A 16,547-nucleotide genomic window follows, 5' to 3' on the forward strand; every position below is an offset into this window, starting at 1 on the left:
GCAGGCGATGTCAGTGGTCGCCCCCACAATGGATCTCGCAACACAGCACGTGACGGAAGGGCGGCGTGACCCATGACCGTGTGGGACGACCTCGTCGGGCAGGAGAGGGTGAGCGAGCAGCTGGCCGCTGCCGCCCGGGATGCCGACGCCCTGGTCACCGCGGCCACCACCGGCACCCCGCCGCCCGAGGCGTCGAAGATGACGCACGCGTGGCTGTTCACGGGTCCGCCCGGCGCCGGGCGGAACCAGGCCGCGCGGGCGTTCGCGGCGGCGCTGCAGTGCGTCAGCCCCGACCGCGCCCTCGGCGGCTCCCCGGGCTGCGGCTTCTGCGACGGCTGCCACACGGCACTGATCGGCACACACGCCGACGTCACCACCGTCGCCGCGGTCGGCACGCAGATCCTCGCCGACGACATGCGCGACACCGTCCGCAAGTCGTTCACCTCGCCGGCGACCGGCCGCTGGCAGATCATCCTCGTCGAGGACGCCGAACGGCTGAACGAGAAGTCGGCCAACGCCGTCCTCAAGGCCGTGGAGGAACCCGCCCCCCGCACGGTGTGGATGCTGTGCGCCCCCTCCATCGAGGACGTCCTGCCGACCATCCGCTCCCGCTGCCGCCACCTGAACCTGAGCACACCGAGGGTCGACGCCATCGCCGACATGCTCGTCCGCCGCGAGGGCATCGAGCCGGACGTCGCCGCCGCCGCGGCCCGGGCGACCCAGGGCCACGTCGACCGGGCGCGACGCCTGGCCACCGACCCGGCCGCGCGCGCACGCCGGGCCGCCGTGCTGAGGCTGCCGCTGCGCGTCGAGGACATCGGCGGCGCGCTCAAGGCCGCCCAGGAGCTCGTCGACGCGGCTGCCGAGGACGCCAAGCAGCTCGCGGAGGAGACGGACTCCAAGGAGACCGAGGAGCTGAAGGCCGCGCTCGGCGCCGCCCAGGGCGGCCGCATGCCCCGGGGCACCGCGGGCGTGATGAAGGACCTGGAGGACAAGCAGAAGCGCCGCAGAACGCGCACGCAGCGTGACAGCCTCGACCTCGCCCTGACCGACCTCACGGCCTTCTACCGTGACGTCCTCGCCCTCCAGCTCGGCTCGCGCGTGGCCATCGCCAACGCGGACGCCGAGGACGCCCTGGAGCGCCTCGCCCGGGGCAGCTCCCCGGAGTCCACCCTCCGCCGCATCGAGGCGATCGCCGCCTGCCAGGACGCCCTCGACCGCAATGTGGCGCCGCTGCTCGCGGTGGAGGCGATGACGATGGCGCTCAGAGCGGGCTGAGGGACCGGCAGGGACCATGGGGCGGACGTGCGGTTGACGCCGTAACTCGTACGAGGCACGACACGCACGCACGGCACTCATTCCGTCGCCCAGAGTTACGCTCGCTGGATGTACACACGGCGCACCCCCCGCTCCGCCTCCGGCTCCAGCGGTCTCCACCGCAGGACACGAAACCGGGCCAAGACCGCCGCAGGTCTCCTCGCCACGGCCGCGCTGCTCGTCTCCGCCTGCTCCTCCGGCAGCGCGACGACGTCCGCCGCCTCAGCGGCGGCGGAGGCGGCACTGGTCGCGCTGCCGCAGGCCACGCCCGCGGCGCTCTCGTCGTACTACGGGCAGAAGCCGGCCTGGCGCGGCTGCGGTGCCCCCGGCTTCGAGTGCGCCACCCTCAAGGCGCCGCTCGACTACGCCGAGCCGTCCTCCGGCGACATCCGGCTGGCCGTCACCCGTAAGAAGGCCACGGGCCCGGGTAAGCGGCTGGGCTCGCTGCTCGTGAACCCCGGCGGGCCGGGCGGCTCGGCGATCGGCTACGTCCAGGCGTACGCGGGCATCGGCTACCCGGCCGAGGTGCGGGCCCGCTACGACATGGTGGCGGTCGACCCGCGCGGCGTGGCCCGCAGCGAACCCGTCGAGTGTCTGGACGGGCCGCGCATGGACAGGTACACGCAGACGGACGCCACGCCCGACGACGGCAAGGAGACGGACGGGCTGGTCGCGGCGTACCGGACGTTCGCCGAGGGCTGCGGCGCGGACGCGCCCCGGCTGCTGCGCCATGTGTCCACGGTGGAGGCGGCCCGGGACATGGACATCGTGCGGGCGGTGCTCGGCGACGAGAAGCTGAACTTCGTCGGCGCCTCCTACGGCACCTTCCTCGGGGCGACGTACGCCGGGCTCTTCCCGGACCGGGCGGGCCGGCTGGTGCTGGACGGCGCGATGGACCCGTCGCTGCCGGCCCGGCGGCTGAACCTGGAGCAGACGGCGGGCTTCGAGACGGCGTTCCGGTCCTTCGCGAAGGACTGCGTACGGCAGGCCGACTGCCCGCTGGGCGGCAAGGGCACCACGCCCGAGCGGGTCGGCGAGAACCTCAAGGCGTTCTTCGAGAAGCTCGACACGCGGCCCGTCCCCACCGCCGACGGCGACGGCCGCAAGCTCACCGAGTCCCTCGCCACGACCGGTGTGATCGCGGCCATGTACGACGAGGGCTCCTGGGAGCAGCTGCGCGAGGCCCTGACGGCCGCGATGAAGGAGAACGACGGCTCCGGACTCCTGGTCCTCTCCGACGGCTACTACGAGCGGGACGCCGACGGCGCCTACAGCAACCTGATGTTCGCCAACGCGGCGGTGAACTGCCTGGACCTGCCGCCTTCCTTCGACACCCCCGACGAGGTCCGGGGGTCGCTGTCCGAGTTCGAGAAGGCGTCGCCGGTCTTCGGTGAGGGCCTGGCGTGGGCGGCCCTGAACTGCGCGTACTGGCCTGTGCACGCCACGGGTGAGCCGCACCGCATCGAGGCGAAGGGCGCGGCGCCCATCGTCGTGGTCGGCACGACCCGGGACCCGGCGACCCCGTACCGCTGGGCGCAGGCCCTGGCCGGCCAGCTCTCCTCGGCGCGCCTGCTCACCTACGAGGGCGACGGCCACACGGCCTACGGCCGCGGCAGCTCCTGCATCGACCGGACGATCAACGCCTACCTTCTGCGCGGCACCCCGCCCACGGACGGAAAGCGCTGCTCATAGCCTTGCCCCGGCCCCGGAGGGCCCGCCTCCGGGGCCGGTACGGAGCACCCTCGGAAACTGTGTAGACTTACCGTCGTTGCTGATCGCACCATAGTGCGGACAGCGCGCCGCCTTAGCTCAGATGGCCAGAGCAACGCACTCGTAATGCGTAGGTCTCGGGTTCGAATCCCGAAGGCGGCTCCACTGAAACCCCAGGCCGGATGCTTTCCGTCCTGGGGTTTTCTCATGCGCGCATGCCCGCCAGCTCCACCGGCCGGGTGCGCAGGGCGAGCGACGCGGGCAGGGTGGCCGCGAGGACCGCGAGGAAGGCGCTCGCGGCGATCACCGCACCCACCGTGGGCCAGGGCACCACGATCGTGGAGTGCACGTCCAGCAGGCCGAGAGCGGTGCGGACACCGAGCAGGTTCACCGCCGAGACGGCGGCGCCGAGCACCGCGCCGGCCACCACGACCATCACCGACTCGACGGCGACCAGGCGCAGCACCTGGGTCTTCGTCGCGCCCGTCAGGCGCAGCGCGGCGAGGTCGCGGACCCGGTCCGTGGTGGCCATGACCAGCGTGTTGGCCAGCGCGATGCCCGTGTAGACCAAGGCGATGGCCAGGATCATCAGCAGGCCGAGCCGGGTGGACTCGCTGGAGCGCGGGTAGTGCGCCTCGATCCACTGCCCGGCGCCGAGCACCTCGACGCCGCTCGCCCCGGCCGCCGCGCGCAGCCGCCGGTCGACGGCGGCCCGGTCCGCGCCGGCGGCGACCTTGATGTCGACGCGGTCTACGCCCGTGCCGGCGGCGTTGCGCGCCGTGAGGTACACGCCGTTGTTGCCGGTGCCAATCCCGAGGACCGCCGCGATCCTGAGGTTCGCCTTGCGGCCGTCGCCCAGCCATACGGGCACCCGATCGCCGACGCGGGTGGTCAGCCATTCCTCGTTGACGACGATGCTGTCGTCGTCGAGGTCGGCCAGTCTGCCTGCCACGACGGGGAGTCGGGACACCGCGGACAGGTCCGTGCCGCTGTCGACGGCGCGGGCCTCGGAGCGGACGAGGGCGGTGCCCTCCTCCAGGACGGTGACCCCGGTCGAGCGGGACGTGCTGACGGTGACGCCGGGGACGTCACGGGCCGCCCGGACGAACCCGTCGGGCAGTGCCCGGCCCGCGTCGCCCGACGAGACCACGTAGTCGGCCCGCATCTGGGTGCGGGCCTCGGCGGCCTTGGCCTCGTTGATGGTGGCGGTCGTGCCCATCAGGGAGCAGGCGAGCGCCACGGTGATGATGACCGGCGCGGCCACGGCCGCCGTCCGGCGCACCCCCGCCGCCGCGTTCTCCCGCGCCAGCATGCCCACGGCGCCCGGAAGTCGGGCGGGCAGCCAGGTCAGCAGCCGGGTCAGCGGCCGCACCAGCAGCGGCGCGAGCAGGGCCATCGCCACGATGAGCAGCATCGGCTGGGTGATGTACGTCTTGCGCTTCAGCACGTCGCCGGGGTTGTCCACCAGTGCCGTCACCAGCAGGCCGAGGCCGGTGAGCAGCACGGCGGCGGCCACCAGGAGGCGGCTCCACGGCATGGTGCCGCTGTCGACGGCGGACTCCCGCAGCGCCGCCGTCGGGCCGGTCCGGCCCGCGCGGAAGGACGCCACGACGACGCCGCACAGGGCCACCGTCAGGCCGGTCCAGAAGGCGACGTGGAGCGGCCAGGCCTGCTCACCGATCCGGAACCAGGTCGGGGCGAGGCCCTCTCCGGACATCCACGAGGCGAGCCGCGGCGCGGCCCACCGGCCCAGCCGGCACCCCGCGCCCGATGCGAGCACCCCGATCACCAGGGCCTCCGCGTAGACCATGCGCCGCACCTGACCGGGTGTCGCGCCCGCCATCCGCAGGAGTCCGAACTCCCGCCTGCGCTGCGCCACCGCGAAGGTGAACGTCGAGGCGACCACGAACACCGACACGAACGCGGTGATGCCGGCCGCGGTGCCGAGCAGGGCGTTCACGGAGACCAGGGCCTCCTTGTCGCGGTCCGGGTCGGGGTCGGCGCGCCGCCGGTCGTCGCCGGCGAGGACGGTCATGCCCGAGCCGGTGCCGAGCGCCGCGCGGACGGCGGCCGGGTCGGCGTCCACCGTCACCCGGTCGATACGCGGGGACAGGCGCGCGGCCTCGGCGGCGGTGAAGAACACCGCCGACTCGAAGCCGGCCGCCGGCACCGTGCCGACCACGGTGCGGGTGCCGGCGCCCTCGGGCGTGACGACCTGGATCCGGTCCCCGGCGCGAACCCGCGCGCCGGGCCCGGTGGTGACGACGACCTCGCCGGGCGATGTGGGGGCGCGTCCGGAGGCGAGGCGGTACGGCGTGGCCGCGGCGATGGCCCACGAGTGGCCCACGAGCGTGGTGTCCGCACCGACCCGCCGGTCCGCGTCCGGCACCGAGACCGGGAACGTACGGTCCTCGGCGACGGGGCCCAACGTGGCCAGCTCGGCGGCCAGCTTCTGCGGCACCGCACGGGGGTTGGTCAGCGTCGACGTCCGCACCCCGATCGGGGTGTCCGCCTTCACCTCGTCCGTGCCCTGCACCACGACCCGCGCCTCGGCGAACCGTTCGGTGCCCCGCTCCGGCGCGTCGAACGTCGCCGCGAGCGCGAGGCCCGTGGTGGCGATGAGGCCGACCCCGAGCGCGAGCGCGACGAACGAACCGACGAACGTGACCCAGCGGGTGCGCATCCCGCGCAGCGCGAGACTCAGCACGACGCCACCGCCGAGGTCTTCGAGGGGATGGCGCTCAGGGCGGTCATCCGCTGGGCGACCTGCTCCGCCGTCGGCGCGTACAGCTCGCCCTGGGCCTTGCCGTCGGCGAGGAAGAGCACCCGGTCCGCGTAGGAGGCGGCGACCGGGTCGTGCGTCACCATGATCACCGTCTGGCCGCGGTCGACCATCGTCCGCAGCAGCGTCAGCACCTCGCGGCTCGTGGTGGAGTCCAGGGCGCCCGTCGGCTCGTCGCCGAACAGCACCTCCGGCTTGGTGACCAGGGCGCGGGCGAGCGCCACGCGCTGCTGCTGGCCGCCCGACATCTCGCTGGGCCGGTGCCCGGCGCGCTCGCGCAGGCCGACCTGCTCCAGGACGTTCAGGACCTCGGACCGCCTGGGGCGGCGGCCCGCGAGCCGCAGCGGCAGCCCGACGTTCTGCTCGGCGGTCAGCGCGGGCAGCAGGTTGAAGGCCTGGAAGACGAACCCGATGCGCCGCCGGCGCAGCAGCGTCAGCTTCTTCTCGCTCAGCCGGGTCAGATCGGTCTCCCCGAGGAAGACCTGGCCCCCGGTCGGCCGGTCGAGCCCCGCCGTGCACTGCAACAGGGTCGACTTGCCGGAGCCCGAGGGGCCCATGACGGCGGTGAAGGTACCGCGCGGGATGTCGAGGCTGACCTGGTCGAGGGCGGTGACCGCGTTGTCGCCTGTCCCGTAGGACCGGGTCACGGAGCGGAGCCGGACGGCTGCTTGATTCATGGTGTCCACTCAATCGGGCCCGCCCGACGGTGACATCGCAGCGGGACGGAGTCTTGGGGGTGGAGGTAGCTCCACCCTCCTGTGCACGATGTCTGCACCCGGCGCGGATAGGGCAGGGCGCAAGGCCGCAGACCGCGCTGGGCGCCCCGGCACATCGCAGCTGGGCCCAGTCCTGCCCGGTAGCCGGTGCCCACCCCGATGGTGGAGCTGGCTGGGTGGTCCGGGCCGGAGAGGTCTCATAGCGTGCGGCGCATGCATCCCCCGACGATCTGGACCCGGCTCCACCTGCGCCGCTACGTACGCAGCGGCTGGCCCTGGCGCGCTGCGCTGTACCTGCTCAGCAGTGCGGTCCTCGGCCTGATCACCCTGCTCACGCTCGTGCTGCTCGCGGTCGCGGGCAGCGTGCTCACCGTGGTCGTCGTCGGCCTTCCGTTGCTGCTCGTCCTCGTCCTCACCGGGGTGCCGCTGGCCTCGGTCGAGCGCAGCCGGCTGCGTCTGATCGACAGCGAACCGCTCACCGATCCGCACCGCGAACCCGACCGCACCGGCCTCACCGCCTGGCTGCGCACCCGGCTCCAGGAACGCGCCACCTGGCGCGAGCTGGGCTACGCGGTGCTCTTCGGCTTCCTGCTGTGGCCCCTCGAAGCGCTGGTGGTGGGCTCCGTCCTCCTCGTGTGCGGCGGGCTGCTCGCGACACCGGTGATGCTGGCGGTCGACGGCGAGGAGGCGCGGGTCCTCAAGATGTGGATCGTGGACAGCTGGCCCGGGGCGCTCTCGGCGGCGCTCGCCGGGCTGCTGCTGATGCCCGTCCTCGCCTACCCGCTCGGCGCGATCGCCGCGGGCCGGGCCGCCCTGACCCGTTTCCTGCTGGCCTCGCCGACCGGCGAACTGAACTCGAAGATCAAGGAGCTGGGCCGCTCCCGGGTCCGGCTCGTGGACGCCTTCGAGGCGGAGCGGCGCCGCATCGAGCGCGATCTGCACGACGGGGCGCAGCAGCGGCTCGTCGCCCTGTCCATGACGCTCGGCCTGGCCCGCCTCGACGCGGCGGACGGCCCGCTCGGCCCGCTGCTCGCCAAGGCGCAGGACGAGGCGGCCACCGCCCTCGTCGAGATCAGGGAGCTGATCCGCGGCATCCACCCCCAAGTCCTCACCGACCGGGGCCTGGTGGCGGCCGTGGAGGATCTCGCGGACCGCTCGACGATCCCCGTCGACGTGGACCTCGACCTGCCGGTCCGGCCCGCGGAGGCGATCGAGACGGCTGTGTACTTCGCGGTCAGCGAGGCCCTCGCCAACGTCGCCAAGCACAGCGGCGCGAGCAGGGCCGTGGTGCGGGGCGGCCTGGAGAACGGGCAACTGGCCGTGGAGGTCGAGGACGACGGTCACGGGGGCGCGGACACGGGGCGGGGGACGGGCCTGCAGGGCGTCGCCGATCGCGTCTCGGTCCTCGACGGCCGCCTGCTGGTGTCCAGTCCGCCCGGCGGGCCCACCCTGTTCCGCCTGCTGGTACCGTGCTCAACCCCCTGATACGACCGCATGATTGAGGAACTGATGCTGCGCATCGTGCTGGCCGAGGACAGTGTCCTGCTCCGCGAAGGACTCGTCGGCCTCATGGAGCGCTTCGGGCACCGGGTGGTCGCCGCGGTCGGTTCCGCGGACGAGCTCACCGAGGCGGTCGCCGCGCACGGACCCGACATCGTGGTGACCGACGTACGGATGCCACCCGGCTTCTCCGACGAGGGCCTGCGTGCCGCCATCGCCCTGCGCCGCTGCCGGCCCGGACTGCCGATCCTCGTCCTCAGCCAGTACATCCAGCGGTCCTACGCCGAGGACCTGCTCGACTCCTCCGACGGCACCGGGGTGGGCTATCTCCTCAAGGAACGGATCGGCCACGTCGAGGAGTTCGTCGACGCGGTGCACCGGGTCGCGGAAGGCGGCACCGTCGTCGACCCCGAGGTGGTGCGCCAGCTGATCAGGCACCGGCGCGACCCGCTGGCCCGGCTCACCGCGCGGGAGCAGGAGGTGCTCGCGCTGATGGCGGAGGGCAAGTCCAACGCGTCGATCGCCGCGGCCATGGTGGTGAGCGAGGGCACGGTCAGCAAGCACTTCGGCTCCATCCTCACCAAGCTCGACCTCTCCCTCGACGACACGACCAACCGCCGGGTCCTCGCGGTCCTCGCGTATCTGCGCGGCCGGCCCGGAGTGGATACCGCCTAGCCTGCCGGGACCGCGCGGACCGCCTGGGCCTGGCCGCCCGGGCCGCCGAGGGTGCCGCGTGCGCCGGGCGGCCGGGGGTGTCGTGTCCGCCGGGCCGCCGGGGGTGCCGCGGGCGCCGGGCGGCCGGGGGTGTCGTGTCCGCCGGGCCGCCGGGGGTGCCGCGTGCGCCGGGCGGCCGGGGGTGTCGTGTCCGCCGGGCCGCCGGGGGTGCCGCGTGCGCCGGGCGGCCGGGGGTGCCGTGTCCGCCGGGCCGCCGGGGGTGCCGCGTGCGCCGGGCGGCCGGTGTCCGCCGGGCCGCCGGGGGCGTGCGCCGTGTCGTGTCCGCCGGGCCGCCGGGGGTGCCGCGTGCGCCGGGCGGCCGGGGGTGCCGCGTGCGCCGGGCCGCCGGGGGTGCCGTGTCCGCCGGGCGGCCGGGGGTGCCGTGTCCGCCGGGCCGCCGAGGGTGCCGTGTCCGCCGGGCCGACCGGGATTGCTGAGACCACTGGGGCCGCTGAGACGACCGGCGCGGAGACCGCGGTGCCGCGGAGATCACCCGGACCGGCGGCCGTCGGGGCCGCCTGTACCGTCAGCAGACCCCACCGCGCCGCGACGGCCCTGAACTGGAAGCAGTTGCCGACCCCCTCGCAGGGCAGGTGCCGCACCGAAGCCCGGGCCGGAGGGGAGCCGGCCCGGGGACCGCGCGGGTCTCAGCGGGTGGTCTCCCGCTCCACCGGAAGCCACAGTTCGGCGTCCGCCTCCGTGCCGTCGGGTGACAGACGGGTGCGGAGGATCTCCGGGCCGGGGCGGGTGCGGTAGGGGTTGGACGGGAACCACTCGGTGAACACGTCGCGCCACAGCTCCTGGATGGCCCGGGGTGCCGGGCCCGACGTGGTGAAGACCGCCCAGGTGCCGGGCGGGACCGGCAGGGTGGTGGTGCCTTCGGGGGCCGCGGACGAGGCCGGGGCCGGAGTGATCACGGCGTGGTAGTAGTCGAGTTCCGTGCCCTCCGCGCGGCTCGGGTCCAGGTCGTCGCAGACCGCGACGAGGCCCTGCGGTTCCTGGTCGGACAGTTTCTCCAACCGGTCCACCGCGGACTTGTCGAGGCCGCGGACGAAATCGATGATCGCCTGGTTCGGACCGGAGTGGATCAGAGGGATCCGGGTCCTGAAGCCCGTGACGGTGAAGGCCGGGCGGTCGACGACGCGGTAGTGCATGCTGCTGTTCCCTTCGACGGTGAGGCGGAAGGCCAGCCGGGGCTGGGACACGAGCACGGCGCCGGTGCGCCGGGCCTCGCCCGGACCCACGCCGTGCATCGTGCGGAACGCCCGCGCGAACGCCTCGCCGGAGCCGTAGCCGTAGCGGACCGCGATCTCCAGGAGCGTCGCGTCCCCCGCCAGCACCTCCGCGCCCGCGACCGTCAGCCGGCGGCGGCGGATGTACTCCGACAGCGGCATGCCGGCCAGGGCGGAGAACATGCGGCGCAGGTGGTACTCCGAGGTGCACGCCGTACGCGCCAGCTCCGCCACGTCGACGGCGTCGCCGAGGTTCTGTTCGATCCGGTCCATCGCCTGGTTGAGCCGGTCCAGCACGTCCGGTCTCCTTCCTTTTCGTGCTCTCACGCTAGGCAGCGCGGGCCCCGACGCACCCGACATCCTGTGCCCGCTCCGGTCGGGTGCCGCCCGGCTGCCGCCTGCGCTGAACGGCGTAGGCGAACCGCCGTCCGGCAGGCGTCCTCGAAGGGTCCTCCCCGTGAACGGCTAGCATCGCCGGTCAGTCCGTCAGCTGCCGACCGGGACGAGGTGAGGACATGGGGGCGCCCCGGATCGCCGTCGCCGTGGTGACGATGGGCAACCGGCCCGCGGAGGTCGACGCCCTGCTGGAGTCCGTGGCCAAGCAGGACGTGCCGCCTGAGCGGATCGTCGTCGTCGGCAACGGCTGCCCGCTGCCCGACTTCGCCCGGCGGCTGTCGCTGCCCGGCGAGTTCACCGCCGTCGAGCTCGACGAGAACCTCGGCTGCCCGGGCGGGCGCAACGCGGCCCTGGCCCGGCTGCGGGAGTTCGGCGACATCGACGTCGTGGTGGATCTGGACGACGACGGTCTGCTCGTCGACGCCGATGTGCTGCGCCGCGTACGGGACCTGTACGCCGCCGACGAGCGGCTCGGCATCGTCGGCTTCCGCATCGCCGACGAACTCGGCGAGACGCAGCAGCGGCACGTGCCCCGGATCGGCAACTCGGACCCCCTCCGGGGCGGTTACGTCACCGGCTTCCTCGGTGGCGGGCACGCACTGCGGATGGCGATGCTCGACGAGGTCGGCGACTGGCCGGCCGAGTTCTTCTTCGCGCACGAGGAGACCGACCTCGCCTGGCGCGCCGCGGACGCCGGCTGGCGGATCCTGTACGCCCCGGAGCTGCTGCTCCGGCATCCGAAGACCTCGCCCGCCCGGCACGCCATCTACTACCGGGTGAACGCACGCAACCGGGTCTGGCTGGCCCGCCGCCGGCTGCCGCTCGCGCTCGTCCCCGTCCACCTGGGTGTGTGGGTGCTGCTCACCCTCGCCCGGAACCGGTCGGGCGCCGGGCTGCGCGCGTGGTTCGGCGGATTCGTGGAAGGCGTACGGGAGCCGGCGGGGGAGCGGCGGCCCATGCGGTGGCGGACGGTGTGGCGGCTCACCCGGCTGGGGCGGCCGCCCGTCATCTGACACCGGCCGGCACAGGCAGGCAGGGCGCCGCAGAGGTTGAGTGGGCCCCGGCCGTTCACCTCCGCCGACCGGGACCCGGACCCGGCCGCGGCGGCGACACTCCCCCGAGTTGCGCGTCCAGACGCGCGCACCGCCGGGCCAGATCCGATGTAGTGATCACATCAGGCTTTGCCAACGGATCGCTAACATGTGGCCAACGGTTCGCCGTTGCGTCGTCCGGCGGTCGGCCGGAAGTCGCCGGACCGGGGTCGACGACGGCCGGGGCGGCGGCGGATTCCGGCGGAGCAGGCGAAGTTCAACCTGGCGGAAATCAGCCGCCCGGAGGTAGGAGCTCGTCAGGGCGGGTGCACGGGGGAGAGTGGCGTGACGATGCGGTTCGGGCTGTTGGGGCCGCCGGTGCTGTTCTACGACGCCCAGGGCGTCGCCCGGGGCACGGCGCGGGCCATCGCAGGCCCCAAGTCCCGTGTGCTGCTGACCGCGTTGCTCCTCGACGCCGGGCGGGCCGTCTCCGTCGAGTCGCTCAAGGACGCGCTGTGGGGCGAGGCGGCGCCCGTGTCCGCCCAGGCCTCGCTGCACAACCACGTCGCCCGGTTGCGGCGGCTGCTCGACGATCCGGGACGGCTGCGCACCGTGCCGTCCGGGTACGTGCTGCGGATCGACGAGGGCGAGCTGGACGTCCACCTCTTCGACGCCCACGTCGCCGAGGCGCGTGCCGCGCACACCGGCCGGGACTGGGAGCGGGTCGTGCGCGGGTGCACGGACGCGCTCGCCCTGTGGCGGGGTGCGCCGCTCGCCGGACTGCCGCCCGAGGCCGGCGGATACGCCTTCGCGCAGCGGTTGTGCGAGGCCCGGCTGCTGCTCCTGGAGTGGCGCTACGACGCCGAATTGGCACTGGGCGGCCCACGGCTGCACGAGCTGGTGCCGGAGTTGGCGGTGCTGACCGGTGAGTATCCGCTGCGGGAGGTGTTCTACCGGCAGTTGATGCTCGCCCTGCACCGCACCGGCCGTCAGGCCGAGGCCCTGGCCGTCCACCGCGACCTGCGCACCCGCCTCGTGGGCCAGCTCGGCATCGAACCGGGGCCGGGGGTACGGGAGGCGCATGTCGAGGTGCTGCGGGGGGTCACGGGCGACGGTGGCGCGGGGGAGCCGGTCGAAGCGGACCGGCCGGTACCCTCCCCGGCCCAGCTGCCGCCTTCACCCGCCCATTTCATCGGCCGCACCCCCCTGCGCGAGTCCCTGCGCCGCGCGCTCACGGCACCCGGCCCGCACCCCACCGCCGTCATCAGCGGCATGGCCGGCGTCGGCAAGAGCGCGCTCGCACTCCAGGTCGCCCATCAGCTGGCGGAACGTTTCCCCGATGGGCAGATCCACCTCGACCTGCATGGCGCCACCCCGGGCATGACCCCTCTCACCGCGGCTCAGGCGGTCGCCGCCCTGCTGCGTGACCTCGGTACCGAACCCTGCCGTATCCCGGAACAGCCGGACGCCGCGGCCGCGTTGCTGCGCTCGCTGCTCGCGCCGACGCGCACGCTCCTGGTACTGGACGACGCCGCGAGTGCCGCGCAGGTACGGCCGCTCCTGCCGGGGGGTGCCGGGTGCGGGGTGATCGTCACCAGCCGTTCGCCGCTGACCGCCCTCGACGGCGCGGCCAGGTTTCCGCTCGCCCCGCTGTCGGACGAGGAGAGCGCCGAACTCCTGTGCAGGGCCTCGGGCCGCGACGGCCTGGACGGTACGGACGCCGCCCGGCTCCTCGTCGAGCTCACGGGCGGACTCCCGCTGGCCCTGCGGATCGTCGCCGCGCGGCTCGCCGCCCGTCCGGCCCTGACCCCCGACGCCCTGGCCGGGCAACTCGCCGCCGCGGATAGTCGCTTGCACCACCTGGAGTACGACGACCTGAGCGTCCGCCGCTCCCTGGCCGTCGCGCACGACGCCCTCGCCGCCTCCGAGCGGGAGACCGACAAGGACGCGGCCCGTACCCTGTGCCGTATCGGCGCGCTCGGTCTGCCCACGTACGGCGCCCCGCTGCTCGCCCGCCTCACCGGCACCGGCGAACCCCGCAGCGAGGCCGCCCTGGAACGCCTCCTCGACGTGGCCCTGCTGGAGGAGCCGGCGTACGGCCGCTACGCACCGCACGACCTGGTGCGTGACTTCGCCCGCGAACGGGCCGGAGAGCGAGACACCGCCGACACCGTCGGCACGGCGCTGCACTGGTACGCGGCCGTCGCCGAACGCGTCCTCGCCGCCATCGTGCAACCGGGCCCCGACCTGGACGACCGCCGCCGGCCCACCCCGTCCCAGCCGAGCGGCCACACCGCAAACGTCGGCACCGTCGCTCCCTTCGCCGGCCCCGGTGCGGCCTTCGCCTGGGGGGACGGGGAGCTGGAGAACGTCGTCACCCTGGTCGAGCGGTACGCGGACGACCCGTCCGGGCAGCGCGCGGGCCTGGTCTGCACGCTCGTCCGGCTCATCTTTCCCTTCGCGCATCGCCGGGGGCGTGTCGCCGAGATGGAGGTGCTCGGGCAGGCCGGCCTCCGGGTGGCCCGGCGGCTCGGTGACGCGGAGGCGGAGGCGTACGCGCTGGCCGACCTCGCCGGGTCGCACTTCCTGACCGGCCGGCAGAAGTCCGCGCTCGCGCTCAACGACCGGGCACTCGCCGTCTGGCGGCGGCTGGACCGTCCCTCCTGGATCCGCCGCTGCCTCAACAACCGGGGCCTGCTGCTGGACGGGCTCGGCCGGCGCAGCGAGGCGGGTGAGGCCCTGGCGCGGAGCCTGCAGTACGCACGGCAGCTGAACGACCCGTACGGCGAGGCCGTCACCCACAGCCACCTCGGCAACCTTGTCGAGCACACCGACCCGCGGGCAGCCATCGAGCAACACCGGCGTTCGCTCGCCCTCGGGAACGAGATCGGCGCCGTGATCGTGCGGCACTCCGCGCACTGCAACATCGGATACGCGCATCTGCGGCTCGGTCAGCCGGCCGCCGCCCTGCCGCACTTCGAGGAGAGCCTGCGCATCCTCGGCGGCCACGGCGACTGGCACGGTGAGTCCCGGACGCGGCTCGGTCTGGTGCGTGCCCTGCGTCTGCTCGGCCGCAGCGCGCGGGCCGCCCGGGAGTGCGCCGAGCTGCTGGGCCGGGCCGACGCCCGCGCCGACCGCTACACCGGCGGTCTCGCCCGCCACCAGCACGGGCTGCTGCTGCGGGAGCGGGGGCACACCGGCGCGGCGCGCGAGGCGTGGGACGCGGCGCTCGCGGCCCTGGAGGGAACGGACGAGCAGACGGTCGTCACAGAGCTACGCGCGTTGCTCGCTCCCGCCGACCGGTCACGCGGCGTCCTCGACGACACGCCGCCCGATCCGGCTACTTGGCGTCCGCGTAGCACTCCACCACCGCCGTCGTGAACGGGAACCGCACGGGCGTCTCCCCGAAGGTCAGTCGTCCGGCCAGGGCCGCCGCCTCGCGGATCGCCGCCACGACCGTCTCCGTCTCCTCCTCGGGGCAGTGCACGATCACCTCGTCGTGCTGGAAGAAGACCAGCTCGGCCGCCAGCCCCGCGCAGGCCTTGCGCAGCGCGGCGAGCAGCAGCAACGCCCAGTCGGCGGCGCTGCCCTGGACGACGAAGTTGCGGGCGAAGCGGCCGCGGGCGCGGGCGTTCGTGGACGCGTAGCCGGGCACCCATTGCCCGCCGTCCGGCTGGTCGTCCTCCCCGGAGCCGGAGCCGGAGCCGGAGCCGGAGCCGGAGCCGGAGCCGGAGCCGGAGCCGACGGCAGCCGTGGGGATGCCGGCCTCCTCCGTCGCGTCGTCCGTGCCCCGGACCGCGGGCGGGCAGGTCCGGCCGAGCCAGGTCCGCACGAGCCGGCCCTCCTCACCGGCGCGGGCCGCGTCGTCGACGTACGCCACCGCCCTGGGAAAGCGGCGTCTGAGCGCGGCGAGGTTCTTCAGGCCGTCCCCGGAGGTCTGGCCGTAGACCGCGCCGAGCACGGCGAGTTTGGCCTGGGAGCGGTCACCGGAGAAGGCGCGGTCGGAGACGGACTGGTACAGGTCGGTCTCCCGGCCGGCCACCTCCATCAGGCCCGGGTCGCGGGAGATCGCGGCGAGGACGCGCGGCTCCATCTGGTCGGCGTCGGCGACGACGAGCCGCCAGCCGGGGTCGGCGACCACGGCACGCCGGATCACTTTGGGGATCTGGAGCCCGCCTCCGCCGTTGGTGACCCAGCGCCCGGTCACCGTCCCGCCCGCGAGGAACTCGGGTCTGAACCGGCCCCCGCGCACCCAGTCCTGGAGCCAGGACCAGCCGTGGGCGACCCAGATGCGGTAGAGCTTCTTGTACTCGATGAGGGGCTTCACGGCGGGGTGGTCGACGGTCTCGATCTCCCAGCGGCGGGTCGAGGAAATCCTGATCCCGGCCTGGGCGAAGGCCTTGACCACGTCGGCGGGCAGGTCGGGGCGCACCCGGCGGCCGAACGCGGCGGACACCTCGTCGGCCAGCTCGGCCAGGCGGCGTGGCTCGCCGCCGCCCGCGTACCGGTCGCCCAGCAGGTCGTGCAGCACCGCGCGGTGCACCTCGGCGCTCCAGGGCAGCCCGGCGCGGTTCATCTCGGCGGCCACCAGCATGCCCGCCGACTCGGCGGCCGTCAGCAGCCGCATCCGGTCGGGATGCTCGGCCCGCTCGTGCCGCCTGTGCTGCTCGGCGTAGACGGCGAGGAGGTCCGGCAGGGGCAGGTGGACGCCCTGCGGCTCGAAAAGCGAGGACTGGGAGCCCGGTTCGGCGGAGCGCTGCGGCGGATCGGGCGGCACGGGGCCGCCGCGCAGCCGGGCCAGGGCGGCCGCGGCCGAGCGGGGTTCCCCGTAGCGCCCCTCGTGGCCGAGGAGGAGGGTCTCGGCGGCCTCGATGTCGTAGCACCGCTCGGCTCGCACCCCCGTGGCGAGCAGGCGCGGGTAGACCTCGGCGGTGGACCGCCACACCCACCGCGTGACGCCGGGACGGCTCCGGACGGCCTCGGCGGCGTCCGCCTCCCGCCGCACCGGGCCGGAGGGCAGCCCGTCCGGACCGAGGGGGGCGACGTCCACGCCACCGTCCTCGGCGGGAGCGAGCGCCCACCGGTCGGCCATGTCGCGAGTGTGACAGGGGGGTCTGACAACGCCCCCCGACGCCGGCCTCGGTGGAAG

At 74.4% G+C, this 16,547-nt stretch carries 10 protein-coding genes and 1 tRNA gene; 7 read left to right on the forward strand and 4 right to left on the reverse strand.

Features of this window, described 5'->3' with window-relative positions; genetic code table 11:
• Positions 1–72 precede the first annotated feature (72 nt).
• From A4E84_RS22475 to A4E84_RS22485, 3 genes are all read left to right on the forward strand, one after another.
• Positions 73–1,278: a DNA polymerase III subunit delta' gene (locus A4E84_RS22475; protein ID WP_062928312.1), complete on the forward strand. Its 1,206-nt coding sequence runs from the start codon at positions 73–75 to the stop codon at positions 1,276–1,278.
• 108 nt (positions 1,279–1,386) lie between these two features.
• A complete protein-coding gene (locus tag A4E84_RS22480; protein WP_062928313.1) occupies positions 1,387–3,009 on the forward strand; it encodes an alpha/beta hydrolase in 1,623 nt (540 codons plus the stop codon).
• A gap of 106 nt (positions 3,010–3,115) precedes the next feature.
• Positions 3,116–3,192, forward strand: a tRNA-Thr gene (locus A4E84_RS22485).
• Positions 3,193–3,232: 40 nt separating this feature from the next.
• Here A4E84_RS22485 and A4E84_RS22490 read toward each other — a convergent pair.
• Together A4E84_RS22490 and A4E84_RS22495 are read right to left on the reverse strand one after the other, a co-directional pair.
• Positions 3,233–5,734, reverse strand: coding sequence for an FtsX-like permease family protein (locus tag A4E84_RS22490; protein WP_062928314.1), 2,502 nt, complete (start codon positions 5,732–5,734; stop codon positions 3,233–3,235).
• On the reverse strand, positions 5,728–6,486 hold the full coding sequence (locus A4E84_RS22495) for an ABC transporter ATP-binding protein (RefSeq protein ID WP_062928315.1): 759 nt from the start codon (positions 6,484–6,486) through the stop codon (positions 5,728–5,730). The genes A4E84_RS22490 and A4E84_RS22495 overlap by 7 nt, the downstream gene beginning before the upstream one ends.
• Positions 6,487–6,738: 252 nt before the next feature.
• Between A4E84_RS22495 and A4E84_RS22500 the strand changes: the two genes are divergently transcribed.
• Together A4E84_RS22500 and A4E84_RS22505 are read left to right on the forward strand one after the other, a co-directional pair.
• A complete protein-coding gene (locus A4E84_RS22500; protein ID WP_062928316.1) occupies positions 6,739–8,010 on the forward strand; it encodes a sensor histidine kinase in 1,272 nt (423 codons plus the stop codon).
• A 24-nt stretch (positions 8,011–8,034) separates the two neighbouring features.
• The gene (locus A4E84_RS22505; protein WP_062928317.1) at positions 8,035–8,700 is read left to right on the forward strand and encodes a LuxR C-terminal-related transcriptional regulator; all 666 of its coding nucleotides are present in this window, start codon (positions 8,035–8,037) and stop codon (positions 8,698–8,700) included.
• 686 nt (positions 8,701–9,386) lie between these two features.
• Here A4E84_RS22505 and A4E84_RS22515 read toward each other — a convergent pair.
• Positions 9,387–10,268, reverse strand: a complete 882-nt coding sequence (locus A4E84_RS22515; protein ID WP_062928319.1) for an AraC family transcriptional regulator — start codon at positions 10,266–10,268, stop codon at positions 9,387–9,389.
• 218 nt (positions 10,269–10,486) lie between these two features.
• On the opposite strand from A4E84_RS22515, the gene A4E84_RS22520 reads away from it, so the two are divergent.
• Both A4E84_RS22520 and A4E84_RS22525 read left to right on the forward strand, forming a co-directional pair.
• Positions 10,487–11,380, forward strand: a complete 894-nt coding sequence (locus tag A4E84_RS22520; RefSeq protein ID WP_062928320.1) for a glycosyltransferase family 2 protein — start codon at positions 10,487–10,489, stop codon at positions 11,378–11,380.
• A gap of 369 nt (positions 11,381–11,749) precedes the next feature.
• Entirely contained in the window at positions 11,750–14,779 is a 3,030-nt protein-coding gene (locus A4E84_RS22525; RefSeq protein ID WP_079129391.1) for an AfsR/SARP family transcriptional regulator, read from the forward strand.
• Here the strand turns inward: A4E84_RS22525 and A4E84_RS22530 are convergent.
• A complete protein-coding gene (locus A4E84_RS22530; RefSeq protein WP_062928321.1) occupies positions 14,739–16,490 on the reverse strand; it encodes a bifunctional 3'-5' exonuclease/DNA polymerase in 1,752 nt (583 codons plus the stop codon). The two genes, A4E84_RS22525 and A4E84_RS22530, sit on opposite strands and share 41 nt — an antisense overlap.
• Between the last annotated feature and the right edge of the window lie 57 nt (positions 16,491–16,547).

Source organism: Streptomyces qaidamensis (assembly GCF_001611795.1).
Lineage (GTDB): Bacteria > Actinomycetota > Actinomycetes > Streptomycetales > Streptomycetaceae > Streptomyces > Streptomyces qaidamensis.